This is a genomic window from Marinobacter sp. L-46, assembly GCF_056859535.1.
The window spans coordinates 21,290-44,229 of the sequence record NZ_JBSXOP010000046.1 but is presented as its reverse complement, the minus strand read 5'-3'; the positions used below and the strand labels follow the sequence as shown (position 1 = coordinate 44,229).

The window sequence follows — 22,940 nt, the reverse complement described above, 5'->3', positions numbered from 1 at the left end:
GTGATTAAGGAATAGGGTCTTGCTTTCAGTTTAGCGCCTATAACCTGCATAAAAAATACCCATTAATGGTTGTACGGTGGTAGCCGTGTTTATCCTTACTCAGGTCTCGGAATCTGTCTCAGGCTTTGCCATACTGCATCTATACTCATAACCATGTGTTGCAACAGGAATCGCCCAGATGCCCGCAAACCAACTGACAGACCGCTTCGGCCGCACGGTGAACTATGTTCGCCTGTCGGTGACGGATCGCTGTGACTTCCGTTGTGTTTACTGTATGGCTGAAGAGATGGTGTTTCTGCCCCGCAGCCAGATTCTCTCGCTGGAAGAGATTGCCCGGGTGGCCCGTAACTTTGTGGATCTTGGCACCGAGAAGATCCGCCTGACCGGGGGTGAGCCCCTGGTTCGTAAGGGTGTCCTGGACCTGGTCAGGGAAATCGGCAGTTATGGCCTGCGGGACTTCGCGATGACCACCAACGGCAGCCAGTTACCGGAGATGGCGGATGAGCTGCGCCGGGGTGGGCTGCACCGCCTTAATATCAGCCTGGATTCACTGGATGCTGACAAGTTTCACCGTATAACCCGCACCGGCAAATTGAGCCAGGTGCTTGATGGCATTGAAGCCGCCCGGGAGGCGGGCTTTCGGGGTATCAAGCTGAATACGGTGGTGATGAAGGGCCGGAACGACGTGGAAGTGCCGGAACTGATCGAGTTCGCCCGGAAGAAGCAGCTGGATATTACCTTTATCGAGGAGATGCCGCTGGGGGAGATTTCCGAGCACGACCGTGGCCTGGCCCTGTGTACCAGTGCCGAGGTGCGGGATATTATCCGCCAGCGCCATGAGCTGATTCCCGCTACCGAGGATTCCGGCGGGCCTGCGCGCTATTACCGGATGCCGGACAGTCCGGTTCGGGTGGGTTTTATTTCTCCGCATTCCCATAATTTCTGCGACACCTGTAACCGGGTTCGGGTTACGGTGGAGGGGCGGCTTTTGCTGTGCCTGGGGAATGAGCATTCGATGGATTTGCGGGAGGTTCTGCGGGAGTTCCCCGGGGATGATGAGAAGCTTCGGCAGGCGATTATTTCGGCGATGGATTTGAAGCCGGAGCGGCATCACTTTTCTTCGGAGGGGGAGGTGCAGATTCTTCGGTTTATGAATATGACCGGCGGCTAAACCTTGGAGTGGGCGCAGGTGGCATAGTCCACAGAACAGACTAATCCTGTCTCCCTGCTCTATCCTGAACTGTTTTTCCCTGTTTCTGCTTCAGTGGTCCATATTGTGACCGCTGTGGTCTTCTTCCGTGTTGTCGTCGCCAGCCATTCCGGCTTCTTCAGCCATGTCCATATCGTGTCCATCATGCATACCTTCCATGCCACCCATGTCGTGCATGGTCATGCCGGCGTTGAGGTGCTCCATGGTGATATCTGCGAAGGCAAAGACTTCTCCGCCGTGCTCTGAGGCAAAGTCAGTGGCTTCGGTTTCGGTGGCAAAGGAGGCCAGGGTCGGGCCCATGGAACCGGTGCGTTCTGAGCCAACCACATAGAAGGCTTCACGGGCATCGATCAGGTGGGTGTCGTCCGGGTGCTCCCAGTCGGTCTGGGCCATGTTGTGAACGTACAGGGTGTGGTCCCGGTTTTCGTTTTCCGGCTGCAGGAACCAGGCGAACATGTCCTTGGTGGAGCAGAACTTGCGGATATCCTGTTCACGCTCCGTGAAGGCCTGGCCTTTCGGGCCCGGGAAGTTGGTGATGACCATGCCGCATACATGGCATTCGTCGCCGGATTCGAAGTGGACGGGGTCGGGCTTGGCGACGACTTCCTGTTCACCGCCGGAGCAGCCGGCGAGGATGACGACAGCCAGGGCGGCGAGGAGCCATTTGCTGAAGTGGGTTGTCATGGGTCAGTGCTCTCCGGTGAGGGTCAGATTCTTCGGTTTTTGAACAGTAACAGGGCGCCGCCCAGGGGAACGGCACACCATACCAGCAGGCCGAGCCACAGGCCGCCGGCGCCGATGGGCAGGTCGGAGCCCAGGCTTAGGACGCCGCTCAGCTGGCTGCTGTCGCCGAAGGCGACGATGTTGAGCAACCGGTAGATGTCGGTGGGGTTGAGCATCAGCAGCCAGGGCAGTAATTCGGGGTTGAGTTTGCCTTCGCTGGCCACCAGGACGCCCAGCAGCATCAGGTCAAAGATCAGGACAAAGAAGAACCAGATCGCCAGGGCCATGCCGGCGGCAACGGGCTTCTCGCTGACCCGCACGCTGACCAGGTACGCCAGGGCGATAAAGCCCCAGCCCAGCAGGATGGTGGAGCCGATGAAACGGCCCATGGCAGCGGCCAGTGCGCCGATAGCAACGTCTTCCACCAGGGCGGCAATGGCGATACCGGCCACGCCAAAGCCAATCAGGGTGGCCAGGGCAAGGGTCAGGCCATGGCCCATGAATTTGCCCAGCAGCAGCTGGCTTTTGCTCAACGGGTAAGTCATCAGCAGCAACAGGGTGCCGCCTTCTTCCTCACCGACGATGGCATCGTAGGCCAGCAGCAGGGCGATCAGGGGGATCAGGAAGATACCCAGGCTGGCCAGGCTGGCGATGGTGGCGGGGGTGGAGGCGTAGCCTACCTGCCCGGAAGCGGCCGCGCCGAACCAGGCAATACCCAGTGCCAGGGTGGCGAAGACCACAGAGATTGCTACCAGCCAGCGGTTACGCAGGCTGTCGCTCAGTTCTTTGCGGGCGATGGTCCAGATTGCGTTCATTGGCTGCCTCCACGATGTGCCAGGCCGCCGGAGCCGATGAAGTGCACGTAGATGTCTTCAAGGCTGGGCTGGTGAATGCCCAGGTCGGCTACTTCGCCGGAGTTCATCAGGGTCTGGATCAGGGGCATTTTTTCCAGGGGTCTCACGTCTACCTGCAGTCGTCCGTTATCGGTTTTCATCATCAGGCCGGTGCTCTCCCCTGCCTGTTCGATCACTTTTTCGAGCGCCGCCAGGCTGTTGCTGGGCAACAGGCTCAGGGTAACCGGCATGTTGGCCTGCTGCCTCAGGGATGGCAGGTCACCGGCGGCTTTCAGGGCGCCTTCGGTCAGAATGGCGGCGCGGTCGATGTAGGGTTCAACACCCGGCAGTACGTGGGAGCACAGTACGATGCCGGTGCCTTCGTCGCGCAGGTCACGCAACAACCGGTACAGGTCTGCGGTAGCCACCGGGTCCAGGCCGACGGTGGGTTCGTCCAGCATCAGCAGTTTGGGTTTGCCAAGCAGGGCCTGGGCCAGGCCCAGGCGCTGGCGCATGCCTTTGGAATAGGTTTTGGTGCGGGCGTCCATGGCGTCACCAAGGCCCACCTGTTTCAGCAGTTCCGGCACCTGGCGCAGGGGTGCGCCTTTCAGACGGGCGAAATGGCTGAGAATTTCCCGGCCGGTCAGCTGCGGGTAGAACATCACGTTCTCCGGCAAGTAGCCAATATGCTGGGTCACGCCCGGGTCGCCGGCCTCGCCATCGAGGACTGACACTTTACCTTCGGTAGGCTTCATCAGCCCCAGTATCAGTTTGATCGAGGTGGTCTTGCCAGCCCCGTTGTGGCCGAACAGGCCGAGAATTTCTCCCGGTTCCAGCCGCAGGTCAACACCGTGCAGCACCGTCGCCTTGTCGTAACGGTGGCTGACGTTCTCAAGTCGAAAACAGTTCATCGGATCTCCGATTCCAGGTACTCGGGAATTCGCATCAGCGGATGGGGGTCACTCACACCGGCAGATTTCACTACCGGGAAGGCATCCTGCACCCAGCGCAGGGTGTCGACCGCAGGGCTGAACATCAGCACCTTGGCTTCCGGGTATTTCCACAGCAGCCGGTCCACGTTGTCGTTGGGCTCATAGGGTACATCGCCCAGGCCGTCCTGGTTGCGGTCCCAGCCCAGGTAGTCACTCCAGAAATTGCCTTTGCCCTCTTTGGCCCAGGACTGGGTGCGGGTGGCCACATACTTGACCTGGCGCTCGTTGTTCACGAAGGCGTTGTCAAAAACTTCGTTGTCTTCCGAGCCGGCGGTCAGGTGAATGCCGATGTTGCTGTCGGCAAACAGGTTGCCCTCAAAGGTGTTATACAGCGAGTTATAGATAAAAACCGCCTTACCTTCACCACCGGAGATCATCACACGGCCAGTTTGCCCTTCCGACACCCCGGTCACCACATTACCCCGAAGAGTCGAATTAGTGATGAAGTTCATCAAAATACCGTAGTTTTCATCGTTTTCAGAACGGTTATTCAGCACTGTCAGGTACTTACTCTGCATCAACGCATACCCGGTGCGCGTGCCCCGAGTCACATTGCCCTCCAGCAGATTGCGCATCGAATACATGTAATGAATGCCGTAACGAAGATCCGTCATCAGGTTGTTCAGAATCTTGTTGTTATTCGCCGTCTCTATGTAGATCGCATCCCGGGTCTGACTGATGTCATTGCCTTCAATCAACGCACCGGTGGTATTAAACAGATGAATGCCGTTGCCCCGGTCCTGGGACCGCAAACTCGTCTCGCCACGGATATGATTATTCCGCACAGTCACATCTGGCGTCGCATCCAGCCAAACCCCGAACGCCGGCCCTTGCAGACGATTGTCCTCTACCACCGAACCGCTGGCCTCACGGGCAACAAAAATACCGGCATCAAGCTCATTGAGATCCTTGCCCCAGTTACGCACCGTACACCCGGAAAACGTTACCCCCTCGGCCAGAATATCCACGGTATTCCCCTGCCCCCGACCATCAATGACGGTTTCCTGCGCGCAGGACACAGTCACCCCCGGCACCCTGATAGCCAGCGGCGACAATGTTTCGGGGGGCAGCTCGAAGGAAGAACCCGGTTCCAGGCTATCAAGCTGTTGTTGCAGGTCCGCATGGGCGGCAAGCGATAAAAGAGCGACTGACAGGGCCACTCCATAACGCAAAAGTTGGTACATCAATGTTTCTCTGAAAAGTGAGCGATTCCGGGCCCCGCACCCAATGTGCGGCAAGCCAAGTGGAGAGCCCTTTCCAAAACTGTGCGGAGCCATGGATGGCGGAGCTCAAGCGCCACAGGGATGTGCCGCAGGAGCGTGTTTTGGAAAGGGCTCTCCACTTGGGTTGCTACCCCCAAACTAAAAAGCGGGGCCCCAAACAGGGACCCCGACCAGGAAAGCCTATCAGGCCTTTTCGACCAGCATACGACCGCCCATTTCCATGTGCAGTGCATGGCAGAACCAGTTGCAGTAGTACCAGTACACACCGGGCTTGCCGGCCGTAAAGGTAACAGACGCTGTCTGCTGCGGGCTGATTTCCATGCTAACACCGTGGTTTACCATACAGAAGCCGTGGGTTACGTCTTCGATGGTATCCAGGTTGGTTACGGTAACCGTCACTTCGTCACCTTCTTTCACCTTGAACTCGGTCATACCGAACTGCGGCGCTACAGAGGTCATGTAAACACGAACCTTGTTGCCGTCGCGGATCACCTTGTTGTCGGATTCCAGAGTCACACCGTCCTTCTCAGCCTGGGCACGACAGCTGGCGAAGTAGGGGTCGTTGCGCTCGTAGATCTTCTTGGTCTTGATCTGGTCACGACGTACCAGGATACAGTCGTGCGGCTCGGCATAAGTCGGGCCATCGTGAACCAGTTTCATTTCCTCGCCGGAAATATCGATCAGCTGGTCGTTCTCCGGATGGAGCGGGCCAACCGGCAGGAAACGGTCCTTGGAGAACTTGGACAGAACCACCAGCCATTTGCCATCGGCATCACGAGACTCGGTCAGCGAAGCGTGGTTATGGCCCGGCTGATACTGCACGTCCAGCTTCTGGCGGATGTAGTTCACCTTGTCGCCATTATAGTGCTTGATGGCATCGGCAATGTTCCACTTGCACACCTGGCTGTCGATAAACAGCGTGGTGTAAGCATTGCCACGGCCATCAAACGTGGTATGCAGGGGCCCAAGGCCCAGTTCCGGCTCAGCCACGATGGTGTCACGCAGTTCAATCTTGTCTTCGAACAGATCATCCAGCTTGTCTATCGCAATGATCGACACAGTTGGAGAAAGCTTGCCGTTTGCAATAAAGTACTTGCCGTCCGGAGACGTGTTCAGACCATGCGGGTTCTTCGGTACCGGAATGTAACGGGTGAATTCGGACTTGCCACGGCCGTCCACAACCGGAACCTTGGAGTCGCCGATCGTCTTGTAGTTGCCAGCCTTGACTGCCGCTGCAATGCGTTCAATGTTGAACACGACGACCCAGTCGCGGTCGTTACGCATGGTGCCGGCCAGGTCCAGCGCCCGCTCGGAGTTGTAGCAGGTAGAGGCCGCGTACTTGCCGGTGTAGTCAGCATCGGTGTTATCCAGATTGCCGTCCACAATCACCTGCCAGGCCACTTCCATGGTTTCTGCATCAAGCGCGGTGAACATGGTGTAGCTGTTTTCCAGGCTGAAATCCGTGCCGTCGTTCGGCTGCGGAATTACAAACTCGGCGTTGCAGAATACGTAGTTGGTGCGCGGCACCTTCTGCAGACGCAGGCCATGGATCGCCTGCACGTTCGGAATGAAGGTGACCTTGTCCGTCTTCATGATATCCAGACGGATACGGGCTACCCGGGTGTTGGCCTTGTCGTTGATGAACAGGTACTTACCATCGTAACGACCGTCTTCCATGGAGATATGCGGGTGGTGGCAGTCGCCGTTCAGGTACTGCTGGTCGCCGCCAAGAATTTCCTTACTCTCGTTGGTGATACCCCAACCTGTAGCCGGGTCCACGTTGAATACCGGAATCCGCATCAGTTCACGCATGGACGGCACGCCCAGAACACGTACTTCACCCTGGTGACCACCACTCCAGAAACCGTAGTATTCGTCCAGTTCGCCGGGCTCGATGTAAATCTTGTTCTTGGCTTCCTTGGCGGCAGCGGCAAACGATTCACGGGTCATGATGGTTGAGCCAAGACCGGTTGCACCGGCTACGCCTGCGAGCGCCGCCGCGCCCATAAAGCGACGACGGCTCAGGCCGCCTTCCGGTGCCTCCTGCTTGTCCTTGATCAGATCATCTCTTTTTTTCATAGCATCCAACTCCGTTATTGGTTATGGCGGTTATTGCTTCTCATGGTTTTCCGGGGCCTTATGATTGGCTCCTCGGGACAACTCAGTTCACCTGCACCACCGGGATTTCTTCCGGGTGGCCGGGCGCGTTGTGACCACGGCGCTTGCCACGGCGCTTCACAATCAGCGGCGGGCACTTGTGGTCATCGAAATACGTCATCTGGCAATCCAGGCAGTAGTGACATTCCATGTAGTTGATATGCCCGTCCGGATGGATGGCCTGGACTTCACATTCTTTGTCGCAGAGGCGACAGGGGTTGCCACACTCTTTGCGACGCTTGAGCCAGTCGAATACCCGCAACTTGGTGGGCAGTGCCAGGGCAGCACCCAGGGGGCACAGGTAACGGCAGTAAACCTTACGGGTGAAGATATTCACCACCAGCAGCAGCACGGCGTAGGTCACAAACGGCCAGCTACGGTCGAAATGCAGGGTGATAGCGGTTTTGAACGGCTCCACCTCGGCCATCTGCTCAGCGGTGGCCATGGACTCCAGGGACACACCGAACAGCACCAGCAGGATGATGTACTTGATCGCCCACAGCCGCTCATGCCAGGCAAACGGCACGGTGTACTGGGGCACCTTCAGCTTGCGGGCAATTTCGTTGATCAGCTCCTGCAGGGCACCGAACGGGCACAGCCAGCCGCAGTAAACCGCACGGCCCCAGAGCAGCACGATGCCGGCAACCACAGACCAGAGGATGAACAGCATCGGGTCGATCAGGAAGGTTTCCCAGGTAAAGCCGCTGATCAGGCTGTTCACAAAGGTCAGCACGTTCACAATGGAGAGTTGCCCCAGTGCATACCAGCCAATGAAGAACAGGGTGTAGACCAGGAAGCCATGGCGAATCCAGCGCATCATCTTCGGCTTCTGCACCAGCCAGTCCTGGAAGAACAGGATGAACAGCAGCACCAGAATACCGGCACCCAGCACCATCAGCTGGAACTCTTTCTGGTACCACACCTGCACCCACAGAGGTTGTTCTTCCAGCCATTCCTCTTCGGTCAGAACCGGCTCGGCGCGGGTGTAATACTGGTCCGGCAGCTGGTATTCCAGCGGGAATACCGCGAATTCGCTGTCCAGCGGGCCGGTCTGGCGCTTGACCGTCAGCTCCAGGGACCAGGGAGTACCCGGGTCAAACTTATGCTGCTGCCGGGCAATAAAAATGGCCATCTCGGAAAAGTCAGGCATGCCCTCGGCATAGACATCGCTGAGGCGGTAAAAGTCGAGATCCCGGAAGTTGAAGGTGTCACCAAACTGGCGAATCTGCACCCGGTCAAAGATACCGCCACGAACGTAGCCGGAACCTTTGAAGGAGTACTCACCATTGGCCATCACCGCGATGGCATGCTCACCGTCTTTCAGCTCGGACATCAGCCACTGGTACTGGCTCTCGCCCAGCAGGTTGCGGCCGATGGTGGGGGCATTCAGATAGGTGGCGTACAGGTCGATCAGCGGGTCATCCCGCTCATCCGGTGCGGCAGCTTCCACACCTTCAGCGGGGCCGCCCTTGAAAGCGTCGTCTACGGTACCGCGGGCCAGCAGCAGCCGGCGAACGGAACCATCTCCGGTCAATTCTTCCCAGGTCTTGTCCTGGAACGATTCGGTGTCTACTTCCGCTACCGGCGGGCGCTTGCTGCCTGCATTCACTTCGATCAGGCCCAGCTCGCCACCTACGCGGTGGGCGGTGCGCATGATCACTTCGTTGATCACCATCACGGTCACCGTGGCACCGGACAGGCCATCTACCGCCACACGGCGCTCGGATGACTTGCCACCTACCGTTACACGCTGGTCTGCTTTCAGCCCGGCGTACTGGTCAGTGAAGTCATGCATTTTTTGCTCGGGAATACCGATCAGCAGGATCGGTTCGTCGTGGTGGATAACCTTGGAGCCTTTGATCACCCCGTCGGTATCCAGCACCACCATGGCGTTCAGGGGCTTGCCGGAGTAGGCCGGAGTCTGGACAAAATCGATCGTCTGGTAAGCATAGCCCACCAGCTCTTCCCCGGCATAAAGTTCCTGGACGGCCCGGTTACCCTCAACCGGGCTGAAATCAGTCACCCCGGAAATGGCTCTCTCGATCACCTGGCGCCCGGCCAGCGGGTCGTATTCAGAGAGGGGTTGAGCGGAAACGGCGCTGGCCAGAAACAACAGCAAAAAAGACAAAGCAATCCGGGTGACAGCAATCACAAAGAATTCCCCAAACATGTTTGAATGACTACAAGGTTGGACGAGATTCCTGAAAAATCAAATACCTCTATGGGTATAGAGGCCCGAGGGCCTCAACCGGAATCAGAGACTCAGATCCATCAACCGCTGGGGGTCGGCGATGAACAGGCGGCTGCGATTAACCCGCACCAGCCCGCTGGATTTCAGGTCGGCCAGAATCCGTGAGAAGGTTTCAGGCTGCATGGCAAGGCGGGAGGCTACCAGGCACTTGGGCAACGGCAATTCCACTTCGCCGCCGTTGCGAGTTCCCTCCGGCAGCAGATCGATGAGATAGCGCACCAGGCGGTCACGGGCGCTCTGTACCGTCATGATTTCCAGGTCATGGAACCGGGTTACCGCACGCTGGGCATAGTGGCGCAGCGCAGCCTGTGCGTATTCCGGGTGCTGGGTGAGCAAATTCTGGTAGGCCTTCACCGGGATCATCAGCACTTCGCTGGATTTCAGCGCTTCGGCATAGCAGGCGTACTTGGGCGGGTCTGCATAGATCATCACCTCGGCAAAGCAGTCACCGGGCGCAAGGCTGTCCAGGGTGCGATCGATGCCGGAGGAGTCCAGGCGGTACAGCCGCAGCCGGCCGGAGATGACAAAGAAAAAATGGTGAGCCGGCATATCCTGGCGATACAGCAGCTGGTGATGGCCCAGGCGAAGCCGGCGGGACTGCTGGATCAGCCCGTCGAGATCTTCGTCTCGCAGAGTGCGGAACAAGGTGTGGTTACGGAGCGCATCAACGCCGTCCTGTTCGCTCAGGGTCTGGTTTACGGCTACCAGTACGGGCTTGGAGTATCGGTTGTCTGCAACTTGCATCATGGCCATCGGTGTATCCCCTGTGCATTTTCATGCATACAAAATCATTGTTTTAATACTAGAGGGTAGACACGCCGAATTCCCTCCCCCGATGGGGGTATCCGGGCAATTACCGCCTGACATTTGATCTAACTCAAATATTGATAAACGCGATGGCGGGTGCCTACCGCAAACATCAGCAGGCAAAGCCCTAAAAGACCGAACAACAGCATGAAAACCGCCGTGCGGATGCCCAGCCACTGGTTAATGGCACCAAAGGCCACGGGCAGCAGGAAGGCCACGGAGCAAGCGCTCACCAGCAGCAGGCCGGCAAACAGCGAGGCCTCGGCCCGGTTGGCCAGTATGACCTCCCGCTGCAAACTGCCCATGGCGCAGCCCAGGGCCACCCCCAGCAGGATTACCAACCCCCGTTCCAGGATAACCGGCAACGCGAAGTTGACCACGATATCCCCTTCCACCCCGCGGATGTGCAGGGTCATGGGCGGGTAGGACAACACAAACAGGGCAACCAGGCTGGCAATCAGTGCCAGGGCGGTCACCGGGGTGCTGCCCAGCCGGTCTGACAGCGCACCGCCGGCAATCTGGGCCAGCGCGCCGGGGATAACAAACCACTGGGCCATGCGGGCACCTGCCCCCAGCTGCAAGCCGAACTGGGCAGAGAGAAAGTCCGGCAACCAGAGGGCAAGGGCAAAAAAGCTGCCGGCCACCACGCCGAAATACAGGCACAGCGGGAGCGAGCGCCCGTTACGCAACAGCTCGGATACTGGCCGGCCCGTGGAACGAGCACCCTCCCCGGCGCCGTACTGGCGTGCGTCCGTGAGTAGTAGCACCAACGCAATCACCAGCAGCAGCACGGTCAGGTAGGCAAGGGGCACCCCCTGCCAGGAGTATGCTTCGTGGAACAGCGGAACCAGGTAATAGTTGAAGGCCGCACCGGTAACCCCGGCGCCAAAAATTCCGAGAACCAGCCCCAGCCTTTGCCGGCAATGGCTGGTCACATAATGCAGGCCGGCACTGTAAAAACCGCCCGCCAACCCAAGGCCCGCGGCCACAATCAGGTGTGCAGGGTAACTGTTGGCCACCAGCAGAAGCGCCATACACAAGGCCAGGCCGGTAAGGCAAAACAACATGACTGCCCGGGCACCGAAACGCCGGGCACACAGGCCCGCCGGAATGGCCAGCAGGGCGCTGACCGCCATCGGCGCCGCCAGCAGCACTCCGAACTGGACACTGGACAGCGCCAGCTGCGCCTTCACATGCACGCCCGCCACCGCAAACAGCGTCCAGCAACCGGCAGCCACCACAAAGCCTGCCAGTGCCAACGGCAATACCACCGCTAGCGAGGCCAGTTCTTCGTCGTCCTGTTCCGGAAGTGCGTGCATTTATTCACCCTGCAAAAGACCAATCCTCAGTCTCGGCTTTTACGTAGCGCAAGGTCAAAAGCTATGATGGGATACCAACTATCGGGGTAATTGACTATCCTCAAAGAGGTATCCCGAGTAGCGGCTTTCAGCCATAATCCGCCCGGAGCTGCCTTTTATATGACCATTATCCGGAACACCTGCTACGAATGACTTCCAGAAGCCCGCTGGTAAACCGACTGGCCGTTGCGATCGGCGCTATTGTTCTGACCGCTATTGTCAGCATGGCCACTACCCTCGGCATTTCCAGCAGCATCGAGGGCAATGCGACCGCCATCAACCAGGCCGGCGCCCTGCGTATGGCAGCATTCCAGCTTGCAGCCCGCTCCGCCACTACAGACCTGACCAACGGCGATGCCAGTATCGAAGCCCAGACAGCCAGTTACCAGAACCGGCTGGAAACCTCCGCCATTGTGCGCTCCATACCACGCAGCACCGACCACCCGCTGGCTCTGCAGTACCAGAAGGTCAAGCAGTTGTGGCTGACCCGGCTGAAGCCGGAAATCGAGCAGCATGAGGCCGGCACACCGCTGACCCCCGCTATCGTGGCGTCCATCGAACAGTACACCAGCGAAGTCGACCTGCTGGTTTCCATGCTGGAGCAACGCACGGAAGCCCGTATCGACCTGCTGCTGCTGATCCAGATCATCAGCATGATTTTTTCCATCCTGATTGTGATGGCACTGTTCCTGGACCTGAAAAACCGGGTACTCCGCCCGCTGCGCAAACTGATCCACATTGCCACTGCCGTGGGTGAGCAGGACTTTTCCCACAAGGCCAACCTGAAAGGCAACGACGAACTGGCCCGGTTGGGCCAGGCCTTTGACCAGATGACCAGCGAACTGGCTCTGACCTACTACGAGCTGGAAAACCGGGTACAACGGAAAACCGAAGAACTGGAAATCAGCCACTCCGCCCTGCAGGCCATGCACGTTGCCAGCCGCGGCCTGTTCGCCAACCACGACCTGTGCAGCGGTGCCATTCCAATCCTGCAGGAGCTGGAGCGGCTTCTGGGCATCGGCCCTATCCGCCTGTACCTGCATGAAAAAGGCTCACCAGAACCCATCGAGGCGGTAACCACCGCCACCAGCAAGCGCCCGTTCTACTGCCGGGACCACCACTGCAACGCGTGCCTGGTCACACCCGAGGTGTACGACGACCTGCCACTGGAAGGCAACGACGGCCGTCGCCTGTTGCTGCCTATCCGCACTCCGGGCCAATTGCTGGGTACACTGGAAGTCTGGTACCCCGCAGACAAGGGCCTGCCGGACATGTCCCGCCGACTGCTGGAAACCATGACCGACCAGCTGGCCACGGCCATATTCCTGGAGCGCCAGATTACCGAAGAGCAGCAACAAACCCTGGCTGAGGAGCGCACCGTCATCGCCCGGGAACTGCACGACTCCCTGGCCCAGTCCCTGTCTTACCTGAAAATGCAGGTAACACGGCTGCGCCGGCTCAATATCAGCGGTGACCAGGAAAAACTGCACAGCGAGATCCTGGACGAACTCAGCACCGGCCTGAACAGTGCCTACCGCCAGTTGCGGGAACTGCTGGCCACCTTCCGCCTGAAACTGGATACACCGGACCTGGCCAGTGCCCTGAGCAAAACCATCGATGAGTTCTCTGAACGGCTGGGCCGGCCGGTGGCACTGGAGTACAACCTGCCGCCCCAGACCCTGTCGCCCAACGAAGAGATCCACACCCTGCAGATTATCCGGGAAGGCCTGGCCAATGCCGTCAAGCATGCCGATGCCACCGACATTGCTGTAGAGGTCGTATTTGAATCTCCCAGAGTCTGTGCCCGTATCAGGGATAACGGCAAAGGCCTGCCCGGAGGCGGACAACCCGTGAACCACTACGGCATGGTGATCATGCAGGACCGGGCCAGGACTCTGGGCGGAACCGTAGAAGTGAAAAACCGGGAGGAAGGCGGCGTGGAAGTTGAGTTAACATTCGTTCCCAAAAGCCGGAACCTGATTGCCGTGCAGTCATCAACCGCCTGAACCGACAAATGCCTTAAACGAGAAAGAATATGTCTGAAACACCCGCAAGTATCCTGCTGATAGACGATCATCCCTTGCTGCGCCAGGGCATCAAGCAATTGATCAGCATGGAACAGGATATGGAAGTTGTCGGCGAAGCCAGCAACGCCGCCGACGGCATCCGGATGGCAACCGAGATAGAGCCCGACCTGATCCTGATGGACCTGAACATGCCGGAGATGGACGGCATTGAAGCCCTGAAAAGGCTCAGGGCCCAGAACATCAGCTCCCGCATTATCATGTTCACCGTTTCAGACCAGGAAGACGACGTGGTTGCCGCCCTGCGCGCCGGCGCTGATGGCTATCTGCTCAAGGACATGGAACCGGAAGACATGATCGCCCAGCTGCACCAGGCAGCCGTTGGCAAAATGGTGATCAGCGACCGGCTGACCACCCTGCTGGCCGAAGCCCTGCGCTCCAACAAGCCGCAACAGGCCTCGCGCCCGGATTTCGACAGCCTGACCCCACGCGAAAAGGACATCCTGAAACTGATCGCCGAAGGCCTGTCCAACAAGATGATCGGCCGCAAACTCGACATCAGCGATGGCACAGTGAAAGTCCACGTAAAACACCTGCTCAAAAAACTGAGCCTGCGCTCCCGGGTAGAGGTTGCCGTGTGGGCTGTGGAAGAAGGCCTGCACAAGGGCTGAGTTATATCAAATCACCCCCGGGTTTTTTGCTTTACTCTGGGCGGGTTTCTGACCGCCCGGAGTAAACCATGGCCTTTTCGCTACCCCCCATTGCTGCCCTGCACAGCCCCTTGATGGATCAATCCCTGGCAGTGCTGAAAGAGTTCCTGCCCTCGCCGGCACCGGCTCTGGGCACCATTGAACGGTCAATCCCCATGCCTTTCAAACAGCTGGTCGCGGAAGCTCCGCTTAACCGGCTGTTTGCCGAGGCCATGGCCGAGGGGGAATTTGATGACTTCGAGGGCCGGCGAATCCGGCTGGAAGTAAACGGCGGCCACCCCGGGATAACCTTCGGTTTCTGGGCCGGGCGTTTACGCATTGTCGACGGCCCGGGCGAAGCCACCATCCGTGGCTCCCTGGCCGCGTTCAAAACCCTCGCCGAGCGCAAGCAGGACCCGGACCAGCTGTTTTTCCAGCGCCGCCTGGTGATTGAAGGCGACACCGAACTGGGGCTGGCCCTGAAAAACCTGCTGGACAGCCTGGAATGGGATTTCAGCCCACGGAAACTGCTCTTCATCAAGTCCTGAACAAGCTCAGGCGCGGCTAAGCGCCTGAAGCTCGTCCAGCGACAAAAGGTCTGACCGGGACAACTGATCAAGCGCCGTTTTGCCCATCAGCGAAAGCGTCAGCTCGGTTTCATAACGGATATTGGTTAGCAGGTTTTCAACAGCCGCCTGACCACCGGCCGCCAGGGCATAGCCCCAGGGCCGCCCGACCAGGCAACCATTAGCCCCCAGGCACAAGGCCCGGACAACGTCCTGGCCGGTCTGAACGCCACCATCCACAAGCACCTGGCATTCCCCGGCCACTGCATCCACCATGGCGGGCAAGGCGCTCAGTGAAGCCGGCGCGCCGTCCAGCTGACGACCACCATGATTTGATACCACAATGGCGTCGGCCCCGACCGCCACCGCCGAGCGGGCGTCCTCCGGCTCCATCACGCCCTTGATCACCAGCTTGCCCGGCCAGTTTTCCCGCACCCAATCCAGGTCTTTCCAGGTAACCGATGGATCAAACTGACTTTCGACCCAGGCCTTGAAGTCCTCAGGTTTACGCCCGGAGGGCACCACACTGGCCAGGTTTCCGAAGGTCAGCGGCTTGCCGCCAAGAGCAACACGGGACAGCCAGCGCGGATGGCCCAACAGGTCCGCTGCCTTGCGCAGCTTGCCAACGGCAGACAGGCCTCCGTTCATACCGTTACGGACATCCCGGTATCTCAGCCCCAAGCGGGCCAGGTCGACGGTAAACACCAGCACCCGATAGCCGGCATCCCAGGCCCGGCGCAGCAGGTCTGCAGAGAAGTTTCGGTCTTTCAGGACATAAAGCTGGAACCAGCGGTCTGTCTCCGGCGCAGCCTCGGCCACTTCCTCAACAGAACAGATAGAGACCGTGCTCAGGCAGAAAGGTATTCCTGACTGGCCCGCAGCCCGGGCTGCCTGGGTCTCGCCCCGGGTTGCCAGCATGCCTGCCAGGCCCATGGGCGCCAGGCCCAGCGGCAATGACACCGGCTGTCCCAGTAATGTGGAGGAGGTATCCACTGCCGAGACATCCTGCATGACCCGCTGCCGGAAATGCCATTGGCCAAAGGCCTCACGGTTTGCGCGCTGGGTAGATTCAGTAAAGGCGCCGCCATCCAGGTAATCAAACAGCATGCGGGGTAAGCGGCGCCTTGCAAGCAGCCGGTAATCATCAACGGAGGCCGGAGCCAGCATGGAAAACTCCTGTTTTTATTGTGTTTGCTACGGAATTCTCTATAACCGCGTTCGCGAGCGCAAGCCTGCCGAAACAACCAATCAGTTAACCAGCCTTTCCTCCTTCAACCCCATTTTCTTGAGGATCATCATCGCCGGGCACCACTTGGTGAACGATGACTGAATCAGGTTCAAGGCAATAAAGCCGGTGAACAGCAGCCAGTAAGGGCTCACATAGTGGGCGAGCAGAATGGAAATCAGGATGAACACGCCTGCCATCAGGCGGAGTCCTTCGTTGATTGTCATAGCAAACCTCCTGAAGAAACTGGAATTACAGTTATACACCCGGGTGCCGGTCAGCGCATATCAAAAAACTCCCGGTGCATCCGCCGGGCCGGCATACCCCATTTCCGGAACTGGTTGAACAGCGTATTGGCCAGCCCCACCGGGCCGCAGTACCACAGGCTGGCATTCTGCCAGTCGGGTACCGCATCCCGGATTTCCTCCGGCGTCAGCCGGCCTTCGGTGCGGCTGCATCGAATGACCAGGTTAACGCCCGCGGCTTCCGCATCTGCCCGCAACTTTGCGAGGGCCTCCTCGCTGACATCCGCAGTAGGATGGAACAGATAGACAGTGCGGCTGTCAGGACGGCCCGCCAGGCGACCCATCCGGGCAATAAAGGGAGTAATACCGATGCCCGCCCCTACCCAGATCTGGGTGCGGCAATCATCTTCAAAATCAAAGCCGCCATAGGGCCCCTCCAACGTAACCGGCATACCCTCGCAGATCCGGCGGCTTGCCCGGCGGGTGTGATCTCCCAGTTCCTTGACCACAAATTTCAGGCACCGGGTTTCCGGATTCCAGTCTGATGCAATGGTGTAAGGGTGCGGGCCTTCCGCAGCATCCGAGGTGATAAAGGCAAACTGCCCGGGACTATGGCCAGACCAACCCTGCGTTACCTTCACCAGAAACTCGAAAACTTTCAGGTCCGGATAGCGGGTGACCGAAACCACCTCCCCCGGTACCTTCCGAACCTTGCCCGGCCAGCCCACCAGCAGCAAAACGGCTGCAACACTGCCAGCCACAACAGCGGCCTGAGTCAGCCAGCCAATGGGTGCTGCCCAGTAATCAAACTCCATCAGGATAAAGCTGTGCCAGGCCAGGGGCAGGAACACCACCGCCAGCAATTTGTGGGTTTTACGGAACAGGTGATAGGGAAAAGCCTTCACCAGCGCCAGCACAATCAGCACCGCAGCCGCATAGAAGGCCCATTCTCCCAAAGTTTCTGCCAGCCCCCGCTGGCCGCGGAACCAGGCTTCAAGGCCGGTGAGTTGCTGCCCGGCACCTTTGCCGGCCGGCTTATCCAGCCAGCCCCAGCCCACCATCCACTTGGTGCCCTGCGCCCACCACCAATGCAGCGTGGCCAGCACCAGCGAGCCAATGCCCAGCCATTTGTGCAGCCGGTACACCTTGTCCAGGCCACCAACCCAACGTTCCAGAACCCGCAGCCGCAACGCCAGCACCAGGGCCCCCGCCATCATGACCACCGCCAGGATGCCAGAATACTGCACAAACACCGACCGGAACGGGAAGTAAGCAAACGGGCTCACCCAAAGGCTATCGGCTGCGAACCAGACAGCACTGACGACTGCAACCAGCCCCCAGAAAAACAACGGAATACGCGACATGGCAATTTCCTCTGCGTCGCCATCAACTAATAGCAAACTACGCTTACCACCGCTCGTAATGCTTGAGGTAAATCAAACCGGATGGCCTTTACACGGCTTTTACCTACACCCTGAACCATGACTTGCCCACCTTGTTTCTTGCGTAATCGGCAACCACCTACCAGAATAAAGCAATTGATTACTTTCTTTCAGGGAAGCTCCAATGGCAACCACAAAAGCGCCCGAAAAACGAACCTACCAAAGCACCGAGCTGCGCCAGTCCGCCACTATCGAAGCGGTTATTCAGCTGTGTGCCGAGCAGGACCCGGCTACCCTGACCACCGCCCGGATTGCCGATGAAGTGGGGCTGTCGCAGGGGGCGCTGTTCAAGCATTTCCCGAACAAGAACCGGTTGTGGGAATCCGTGGCAGGCTGGGTCTCGGAGCAACTGACCAGCCAGGTGTTCCGGGAGGCGGACCGGCACGAACACGCTGATCAGGCCCTGGAAGCCATGTTTCGCGCCCATGTGGGCTTTATCGCCCGACACCCGGGCATTCCCCGCCTGATGCTGGGTGAGCTGCAAAAACCCGGCAACGGCCCCGCCAAAACCATCGTCCGCCAGGCCCTTGCCCGCTACCGCAAAAAGGTGGTCGGTTTACTGAAGCTAGGCATCGCACAGGGGCGCATAGCCGCCGGTATCGATACCGAAGCGGCTGCGGTGTTGTACCTCGGCGCCATTCAGGGGCTGGTGGTTCAGGCAATGGTCAGCGGAGAGATTGCGACGCTTGAGCAGACTGCCCCCCGAATTTTCAAACTTTACAGCGCCAGTTTTCAGGAGATGAGCAATGACCCGGAAAAATAAACTGACGCTGGCGCTGGCCCTGATTGCCGGCATTGCCTTTGTGGTCATCATGGTAAAGCTGAAACAACCCCCGGAAAGGGTCGAGGCTCAAGCAACTGCGACGCCGGTGCGGATTATGGAAATCACTCCCCGTAAGTTCCGTACCGAAGCCCGCGGCTATGGTCAGGTGCTGCCGGCCCGAAGCTGGAATGCGGTGGCCAATGTGGGTGGCCGGGTTATCTGGAAACACCCAGAGTTGGAAAGTGGCAATCTGATCCCAGGGGGCACACGGCTGCTTGAGATCGACCCGACCCGCTATGAACTGGCCGAAGCCTCCGCCAGGGCCGACCTGGCTGGCATTGAAGCGGAGCTGCGACAACTGGACCAGGAAGAACGCAATACCGGCGAGTTACTCAAGCTGGAAGAACACCGGTTAACACTGGCACGGCGGGAGCTGGACCGGGCTGAAACCCTGGTGGCGCGGGGTGCCCTGTCGCAAACCCGCTACGACGAACAACAACGGGCCACCCTGCAACAGGAGCAGGCAGTCCAGACCCTGCGCAACCAGCAGAACCTGATTCCTGCCAGGCGGGAGACCCTGCAAGCCCGTATGGCCAGAACCGAGTCTGCCCTGGCCAGTGCCCGAGAAGACCTGGACGACACCCGTTTTGAAGCGCCCTGGGATCTGCGTGTCCACCAGGCCGACATCGACACTGGCCAGCATGTCAGCCCCGGGCAGACACTGTTTATTGCCGACGATATCACGCGCGCCGAAGCCACCGTGCAGCTGGAAGTGGCGGAACTGCGCCGGGTGCTGTCGCAGTTATCCGGGGGCAGCCTGCCGGAAACGGGCTCCACCAACCACTTCACCGACTTTCATGATCAATTGCCCCTGAGCGAACTCGACATCCGGGTAACCCCCACCAACGTGCCGGATGCCCACTGGCCGGGCAAACTCACCCGGGTCACCAGCAGCCTGGACCAGGCCACCCGCACCGTCCAGGCCGTTATTTCTGTAGACGAACCCTACCGCAACGCCAATCCGCCAGCACGCCCGCCCCTGGTCCGCAACATGTTTGTGCAGGCCAGCATTACCGCGCAGACTCCGGAGCCGGTCATCGTCATCCCGGCCAGCGCGGTGCATCAGGGCGTGGTCTACCTTGCCGATGAGGGCAACCGCCTGCAACGCCAGCCAGTGTCTGTCGCCTGGCAACAAGGTGAAGATGTCATTATCGATGACGGACTGGCACCGGGAGGCCGGCTGGTTCTGGATGACCTGATTCCTGCCATCGACGGCACCCTGCTGGCCCCGGGAGATCAGCCATGATCCGCTGGTTCGCGGGGCACCCGACCGCCGGTAACCTGCTGCTGATCCTGATTCTGGCCGTGGGTCTGTTCGCCGCGCCCAACCTGACCCGGGAAACCTTCCCCGACTACCTGCCGCCGGAAGTCAGCATCACCATGGAATACCGGGGTGCCACCGCTGCGGATGTGGAGGAAGCCATCTGCCAGCGGCTGGGTGAAGCACTGCAGCGGGTGGATTACATGAAGGAGGTTTCCTGTACCGCCCGGGACAACCAGGCCCAGACCATAGCCAGCATGGAACCCCGGGGCGACATGGGCCGGTTCCTGGATGATATCCGCACAGAAATCGAAGCCCTGACGGACCTGCCCGAAGAAGCCGAAGACCCGGTCATCCGGGAGCTTTATCGCACCAGCCTGGTGGCGGCCATCGCCGTGTACGGGCCCATGAGTTTCTCTCACCTGGAAGCCTACACCAGCCAGCTGGAAGACCGCCTGTTCGCCATGGAAGGGGTGGCCGATGTGATTCCCGTGGGCCTGTCCCAGCGCCAGTGGCACATCGAAGTGTCCCGGGACCTGCTGCGCCAGTACGGCCTGGGCGTGCGGGATATTGCCCGGGCCATCAACAGCCAGAACCTGGACATGCCCCTGGGCACAATCGAGACCGACAGCCAGGACATCCAGCTGCGGTTTGTGGATGAACGCCGCTCCCTGCAGGCCCTGGCCGAGCTGCCAGTGATCGGCGGAGCAGCCGGCGCTGTGCTGACGCTGGGCGACATTGCCACCATCACCGAGGCCCACGAGCGGGAAGAGGAACGGGTGGATTTCAACGGCCAGCGCGCCATCGTTCTGGAGATCCACAAAAACCGCCATGACGATGCCCTGCGGGTGATGGATTCCCTGGAAGCCTTTATCGACGAGGAAAAAGCCCGCCGTGGTGGCAATGTCGAGCTGGAAATCACCCAGAACATGACCTCGATTGTGAAGGACCGCCTGCAAATGCTGGTGGGCAACGGCATCACGGGGCTGGTGCTGGTGGGCCTGGTGATGGCCCTGTTCTTCCGACCCCGTCTCGCCTTCTGGGCGCTGTTCGGCCTGCCAGCCGCCTTTGCCGGTGCCTTTGTGGTGATGGCCCTCACCGGACTGTCCCTGAACATGATTACCCTGGTGGCCCTGCTCATGGCCATCGGTATTGTGATGGACGATTCGGTGGTCATCACCGACAACATTGCCCAGTGGCACGCCGACGGCAACAGCCCGCTGGAGGCGGCCGCCAAAGGAACCCAGGAGATCCTGCCCGGGGTGCTGTCCTCCTTCCTGACCACGGTGTCCGTGTTCATCCCGCTGGCGTTTCTGGCCGGAGAGCTGGGAGCGGTGCTGGAGGTACTGCCAGTGGTGCTGATTGCCGCCCTGGCCGCCTCGCTGATCGAAGCTTTCTGGATACTGCCCCACCACCTGAAAAGCGGCCTGGGCAAAAGGCGCGAGAAGGCCCCTTCCCGCTTTCGTTCCGCCTTCGACAACGGTTTTGAAAACGTCCGGGAGAAAGTGGGGCAACTGGCCGACCGCGCCATCCGGTTCCGCTACGGCGTACTGGCCGCCATGCTGCTGACACTGCTGGGTTCGGTGGGGCTGATGGCCGGCGGCCATGTGCGCATGGAAGCCATGCCGGAAATCGACGGCGATGTACTCGAAGCCCGGGTACTGATGCCCCAGGGCACCCCCCTGCACCAGACCCGGGCCATTACCGAACGCATCACTTCGGCCATGCTCCGGCTCAACGAGGAATACACGCCAGACCAGCCCGACCAACAAGCGCTGGTGCAAAACATCCAGACCCGCTTCAACCAGCACGCCGGCGCCGGTGAGAAAGGTGCCCACGTGGCCACGGTGATGGCGGATTTGCTGACCGCGGAGCTGCGCACCGTGGATCTGGCTACCCTCACCGACCGCTGGTATGAAGAGATCGGAGATATCCCCGGCCTGATCGCCCTCAATATCCAGGAACCCGGTTTCGGCCCCGCGGGCATCCCCATTGAAGTGCGCCTGCAGGGTACTGACCTGAATGAGCTGAAGGCCGCGGCCCGGTATCTGAGCGACGAAGTTGCCCTTTATAACGGTACCTTCAACGTGCTAGATGATCTTCGCCCCGGCAAGCCCCAGCGCACCCTGTCGCTGAACGACCGCGCCCTGTCGCTCGGATTGACGGCATCCGACGTGGCCAGCCAGATCCGAACCGGGCTGCTCGGGGATATTGTGGATACGGTGCAGATTGGTGATCAGCACATCGAAATCCTGGTGCGCCAGACCAGCGCCGAGCGCAATACCCGCCAGTTCCTGGAAGACACCGTGATCACCACCGGCAAGGGCCAGATGGTGCCCCTGCGGGAGGTGGCCGATATAACCGAGGAACGCCAGTGGGCGCAGGTGACCCGAATTGACGGCCTGCGCACGGTCACCGTGTCTGCCGATGCGAACGGCCGGACGACCAACGCCGATGCCATCGTGGCGGATTTGCAGAGCCAGGTATTCCCGAAACTTCAGGAGCAATGGCCGGAAATCACCCTACAGGTCGAAGGCCAGACCGCCCGCTCCCGGGAAACCGGCCAGTCCATCGCCCGGGGCTTGCTGATCGGCCTGCTGGGGATCTTCCTGATTCTGTCGTTCCAGTTCCGTAGTTACCTGGAGCCGGTCATCGTGATGCTGGCCATTCCGGTCGCATTTATGGGTGCCGTCTGGGGCCACCTGTTGATGGGCTACAACCTGTCCATGCCCTCACTGATCGGTGCCGCGTCACTGGCCGGGATTGTGGTGAACAACGCCATCCTGCTGGTGCAGTTCATCAAGAGCTACCGGGAACAGGGCATGAGCGCACAGGAAGCCGCTGGGGCCGCCAGCCGGGCCCGTTTCCGCGCCATCCTGATTACCACCAGCACGACGGTGGCCGGCATGCTGCCGCTGCTGGCGGAAACCAGCACCCAAGCCATGGCGGTGATTCCACTCGTGATCTCGGTGGTGTTCGGCTTGCTGGTGTCCACCGTGCTGATCCTGGTGGCCTTGCCAGCTCTCTATGCCATTCTTGAGGATCTGGGCTGGGCCCGGAATAACGGGTCCTGACGCAAAAGGCCGGGTTCAATGCCCCGGCCTTTTGCTA

The 22,940-nt window shown here is 59.7% G+C and carries 18 protein-coding genes; 7 read left to right on the top strand and 11 right to left on the bottom strand.

Features of this window, described 5'->3' with window-relative positions; translation table 11 throughout:
- Positions 1-178: 178 nt before the first annotated feature.
- Entirely contained in the window at positions 179-1,171 is a 993-nt protein-coding gene (gene moaA, locus AC13DJ_RS05490; RefSeq protein WP_058341664.1) for a GTP 3',8-cyclase MoaA, read from the top strand.
- A 90-nt stretch (positions 1,172-1,261) separates the two neighbouring features.
- On the opposite strand, the gene AC13DJ_RS05485 is transcribed toward moaA, so the two are convergent.
- The 8 genes from AC13DJ_RS05485 to AC13DJ_RS05450 all read right to left on the bottom strand — a co-directional run bounded on the left by AC13DJ_RS05485 (position 1,262) and on the right by AC13DJ_RS05450 (position 11,515).
- Entirely contained in the window at positions 1,262-1,894 is a 633-nt protein-coding gene (locus AC13DJ_RS05485; protein WP_474540293.1) for a nitrous oxide reductase accessory protein NosL, read from the bottom strand.
- Positions 1,895-1,917: 23 nt separating this feature from the next.
- On the bottom strand, positions 1,918-2,748 hold the full coding sequence (locus AC13DJ_RS05480) for an ABC transporter permease (RefSeq protein WP_474540294.1): 831 nt from the start codon (positions 2,746-2,748) through the stop codon (positions 1,918-1,920).
- Positions 2,745-3,677 carry an ABC transporter ATP-binding protein gene (locus AC13DJ_RS05475; protein ID WP_288370277.1) on the bottom strand — a complete coding sequence of 311 codons (933 nt, stop codon included), beginning with the start codon at positions 3,675-3,677 and terminating at the stop codon, positions 2,745-2,747. The genes AC13DJ_RS05480 and AC13DJ_RS05475 overlap by 4 nt, the downstream gene beginning before the upstream one ends.
- Positions 3,674-4,942, bottom strand: a complete 1,269-nt coding sequence (locus tag AC13DJ_RS05470) for a nitrous oxide reductase family maturation protein NosD (protein ID WP_286815706.1) — start codon at positions 4,940-4,942, stop codon at positions 3,674-3,676. The genes AC13DJ_RS05475 and AC13DJ_RS05470 overlap by 4 nt, the downstream gene beginning before the upstream one ends.
- 222 nt (positions 4,943-5,164) lie before the next feature.
- Positions 5,165-7,060: a TAT-dependent nitrous-oxide reductase gene (gene nosZ / locus AC13DJ_RS05465; protein ID WP_288373573.1), complete on the bottom strand. Its 1,896-nt coding sequence runs from the start codon at positions 7,058-7,060 to the stop codon at positions 5,165-5,167.
- An 82-nt stretch (positions 7,061-7,142) separates the two neighbouring features.
- Positions 7,143-9,308, bottom strand: a complete 2,166-nt coding sequence (gene nosR / locus AC13DJ_RS05460; protein WP_414673925.1) for a transcriptional regulator NosR — start codon at positions 9,306-9,308, stop codon at positions 7,143-7,145.
- 84 nt (positions 9,309-9,392) lie between these two features.
- On the bottom strand, positions 9,393-10,142 hold the full coding sequence (locus AC13DJ_RS05455; RefSeq protein ID WP_199456601.1) for a Crp/Fnr family transcriptional regulator: 750 nt from the start codon (positions 10,140-10,142) through the stop codon (positions 9,393-9,395).
- A gap of 119 nt (positions 10,143-10,261) precedes the next feature.
- The gene (locus AC13DJ_RS05450; protein ID WP_199456600.1) at positions 10,262-11,515 is read right to left on the bottom strand and encodes an MFS transporter; all 1,254 of its coding nucleotides are present in this window, start codon (positions 11,513-11,515) and stop codon (positions 10,262-10,264) included.
- A 188-nt stretch (positions 11,516-11,703) separates the two neighbouring features.
- Between AC13DJ_RS05450 and AC13DJ_RS05445 the strand changes: the two genes are divergently transcribed.
- The 3 genes from AC13DJ_RS05445 to ubiT all read left to right on the top strand — a co-directional run bounded on the left by AC13DJ_RS05445 (position 11,704) and on the right by ubiT (position 14,815).
- The gene (locus tag AC13DJ_RS05445; RefSeq protein ID WP_199456599.1) at positions 11,704-13,560 is read left to right on the top strand and encodes a histidine kinase; all 1,857 of its coding nucleotides are present in this window, start codon (positions 11,704-11,706) and stop codon (positions 13,558-13,560) included.
- A 29-nt stretch (positions 13,561-13,589) separates the two neighbouring features.
- Positions 13,590-14,249, top strand: a complete 660-nt coding sequence (narL, locus tag AC13DJ_RS05440; RefSeq protein ID WP_199456597.1) for a two-component system response regulator NarL — start codon at positions 13,590-13,592, stop codon at positions 14,247-14,249.
- A 68-nt stretch (positions 14,250-14,317) separates the two neighbouring features.
- Positions 14,318-14,815, top strand: a complete 498-nt coding sequence (ubiT, locus tag AC13DJ_RS05435; RefSeq protein WP_289101882.1) for a ubiquinone anaerobic biosynthesis accessory factor UbiT — start codon at positions 14,318-14,320, stop codon at positions 14,813-14,815.
- Positions 14,816-14,821: 6 nt separating this feature from the next.
- Here the strand turns inward: ubiT and AC13DJ_RS05430 are convergent, their stop codons facing one another.
- From AC13DJ_RS05430 to AC13DJ_RS05420, 3 genes are all read right to left on the bottom strand, one after another.
- Positions 14,822-16,000, bottom strand: coding sequence for an alpha-hydroxy acid oxidase (locus AC13DJ_RS05430; RefSeq protein WP_474540297.1), 1,179 nt, complete (start codon positions 15,998-16,000; stop codon positions 14,822-14,824).
- A gap of 81 nt (positions 16,001-16,081) precedes the next feature.
- Positions 16,082-16,285, bottom strand: a complete 204-nt coding sequence (locus AC13DJ_RS05425) for a YgaP family membrane protein (RefSeq protein WP_474540298.1) — start codon at positions 16,283-16,285, stop codon at positions 16,082-16,084.
- A gap of 50 nt (positions 16,286-16,335) precedes the next feature.
- On the bottom strand, positions 16,336-17,667 hold the full coding sequence (locus tag AC13DJ_RS05420; RefSeq protein WP_474540299.1) for a ferredoxin reductase family protein: 1,332 nt from the start codon (positions 17,665-17,667) through the stop codon (positions 16,336-16,338).
- A gap of 202 nt (positions 17,668-17,869) precedes the next feature.
- On the opposite strand from AC13DJ_RS05420, the gene AC13DJ_RS05415 reads away from it, so the two are divergent.
- Genes AC13DJ_RS05415 through AC13DJ_RS05405 form a run of 3 tightly spaced genes read left to right on the top strand, consistent with a single transcriptional unit; the run spans position 17,870 to position 22,903 of the window.
- Positions 17,870-18,508, top strand: coding sequence for a TetR/AcrR family transcriptional regulator (locus AC13DJ_RS05415; protein ID WP_474540300.1), 639 nt, complete (start codon positions 17,870-17,872; stop codon positions 18,506-18,508).
- On the top strand, positions 18,492-19,814 hold the full coding sequence (locus tag AC13DJ_RS05410) for an efflux RND transporter periplasmic adaptor subunit (RefSeq protein ID WP_482933355.1): 1,323 nt from the start codon (positions 18,492-18,494) through the stop codon (positions 19,812-19,814). Before AC13DJ_RS05415 ends, AC13DJ_RS05410 begins: the two co-directional genes overlap by 17 nt.
- A complete protein-coding gene (locus tag AC13DJ_RS05405) occupies positions 19,811-22,903 on the top strand; it encodes an efflux RND transporter permease subunit (protein WP_482933356.1) in 3,093 nt (1,030 codons plus the stop codon). The genes AC13DJ_RS05410 and AC13DJ_RS05405 overlap by 4 nt, the downstream gene beginning before the upstream one ends.
- Positions 22,904-22,940 lie beyond the last annotated feature (37 nt).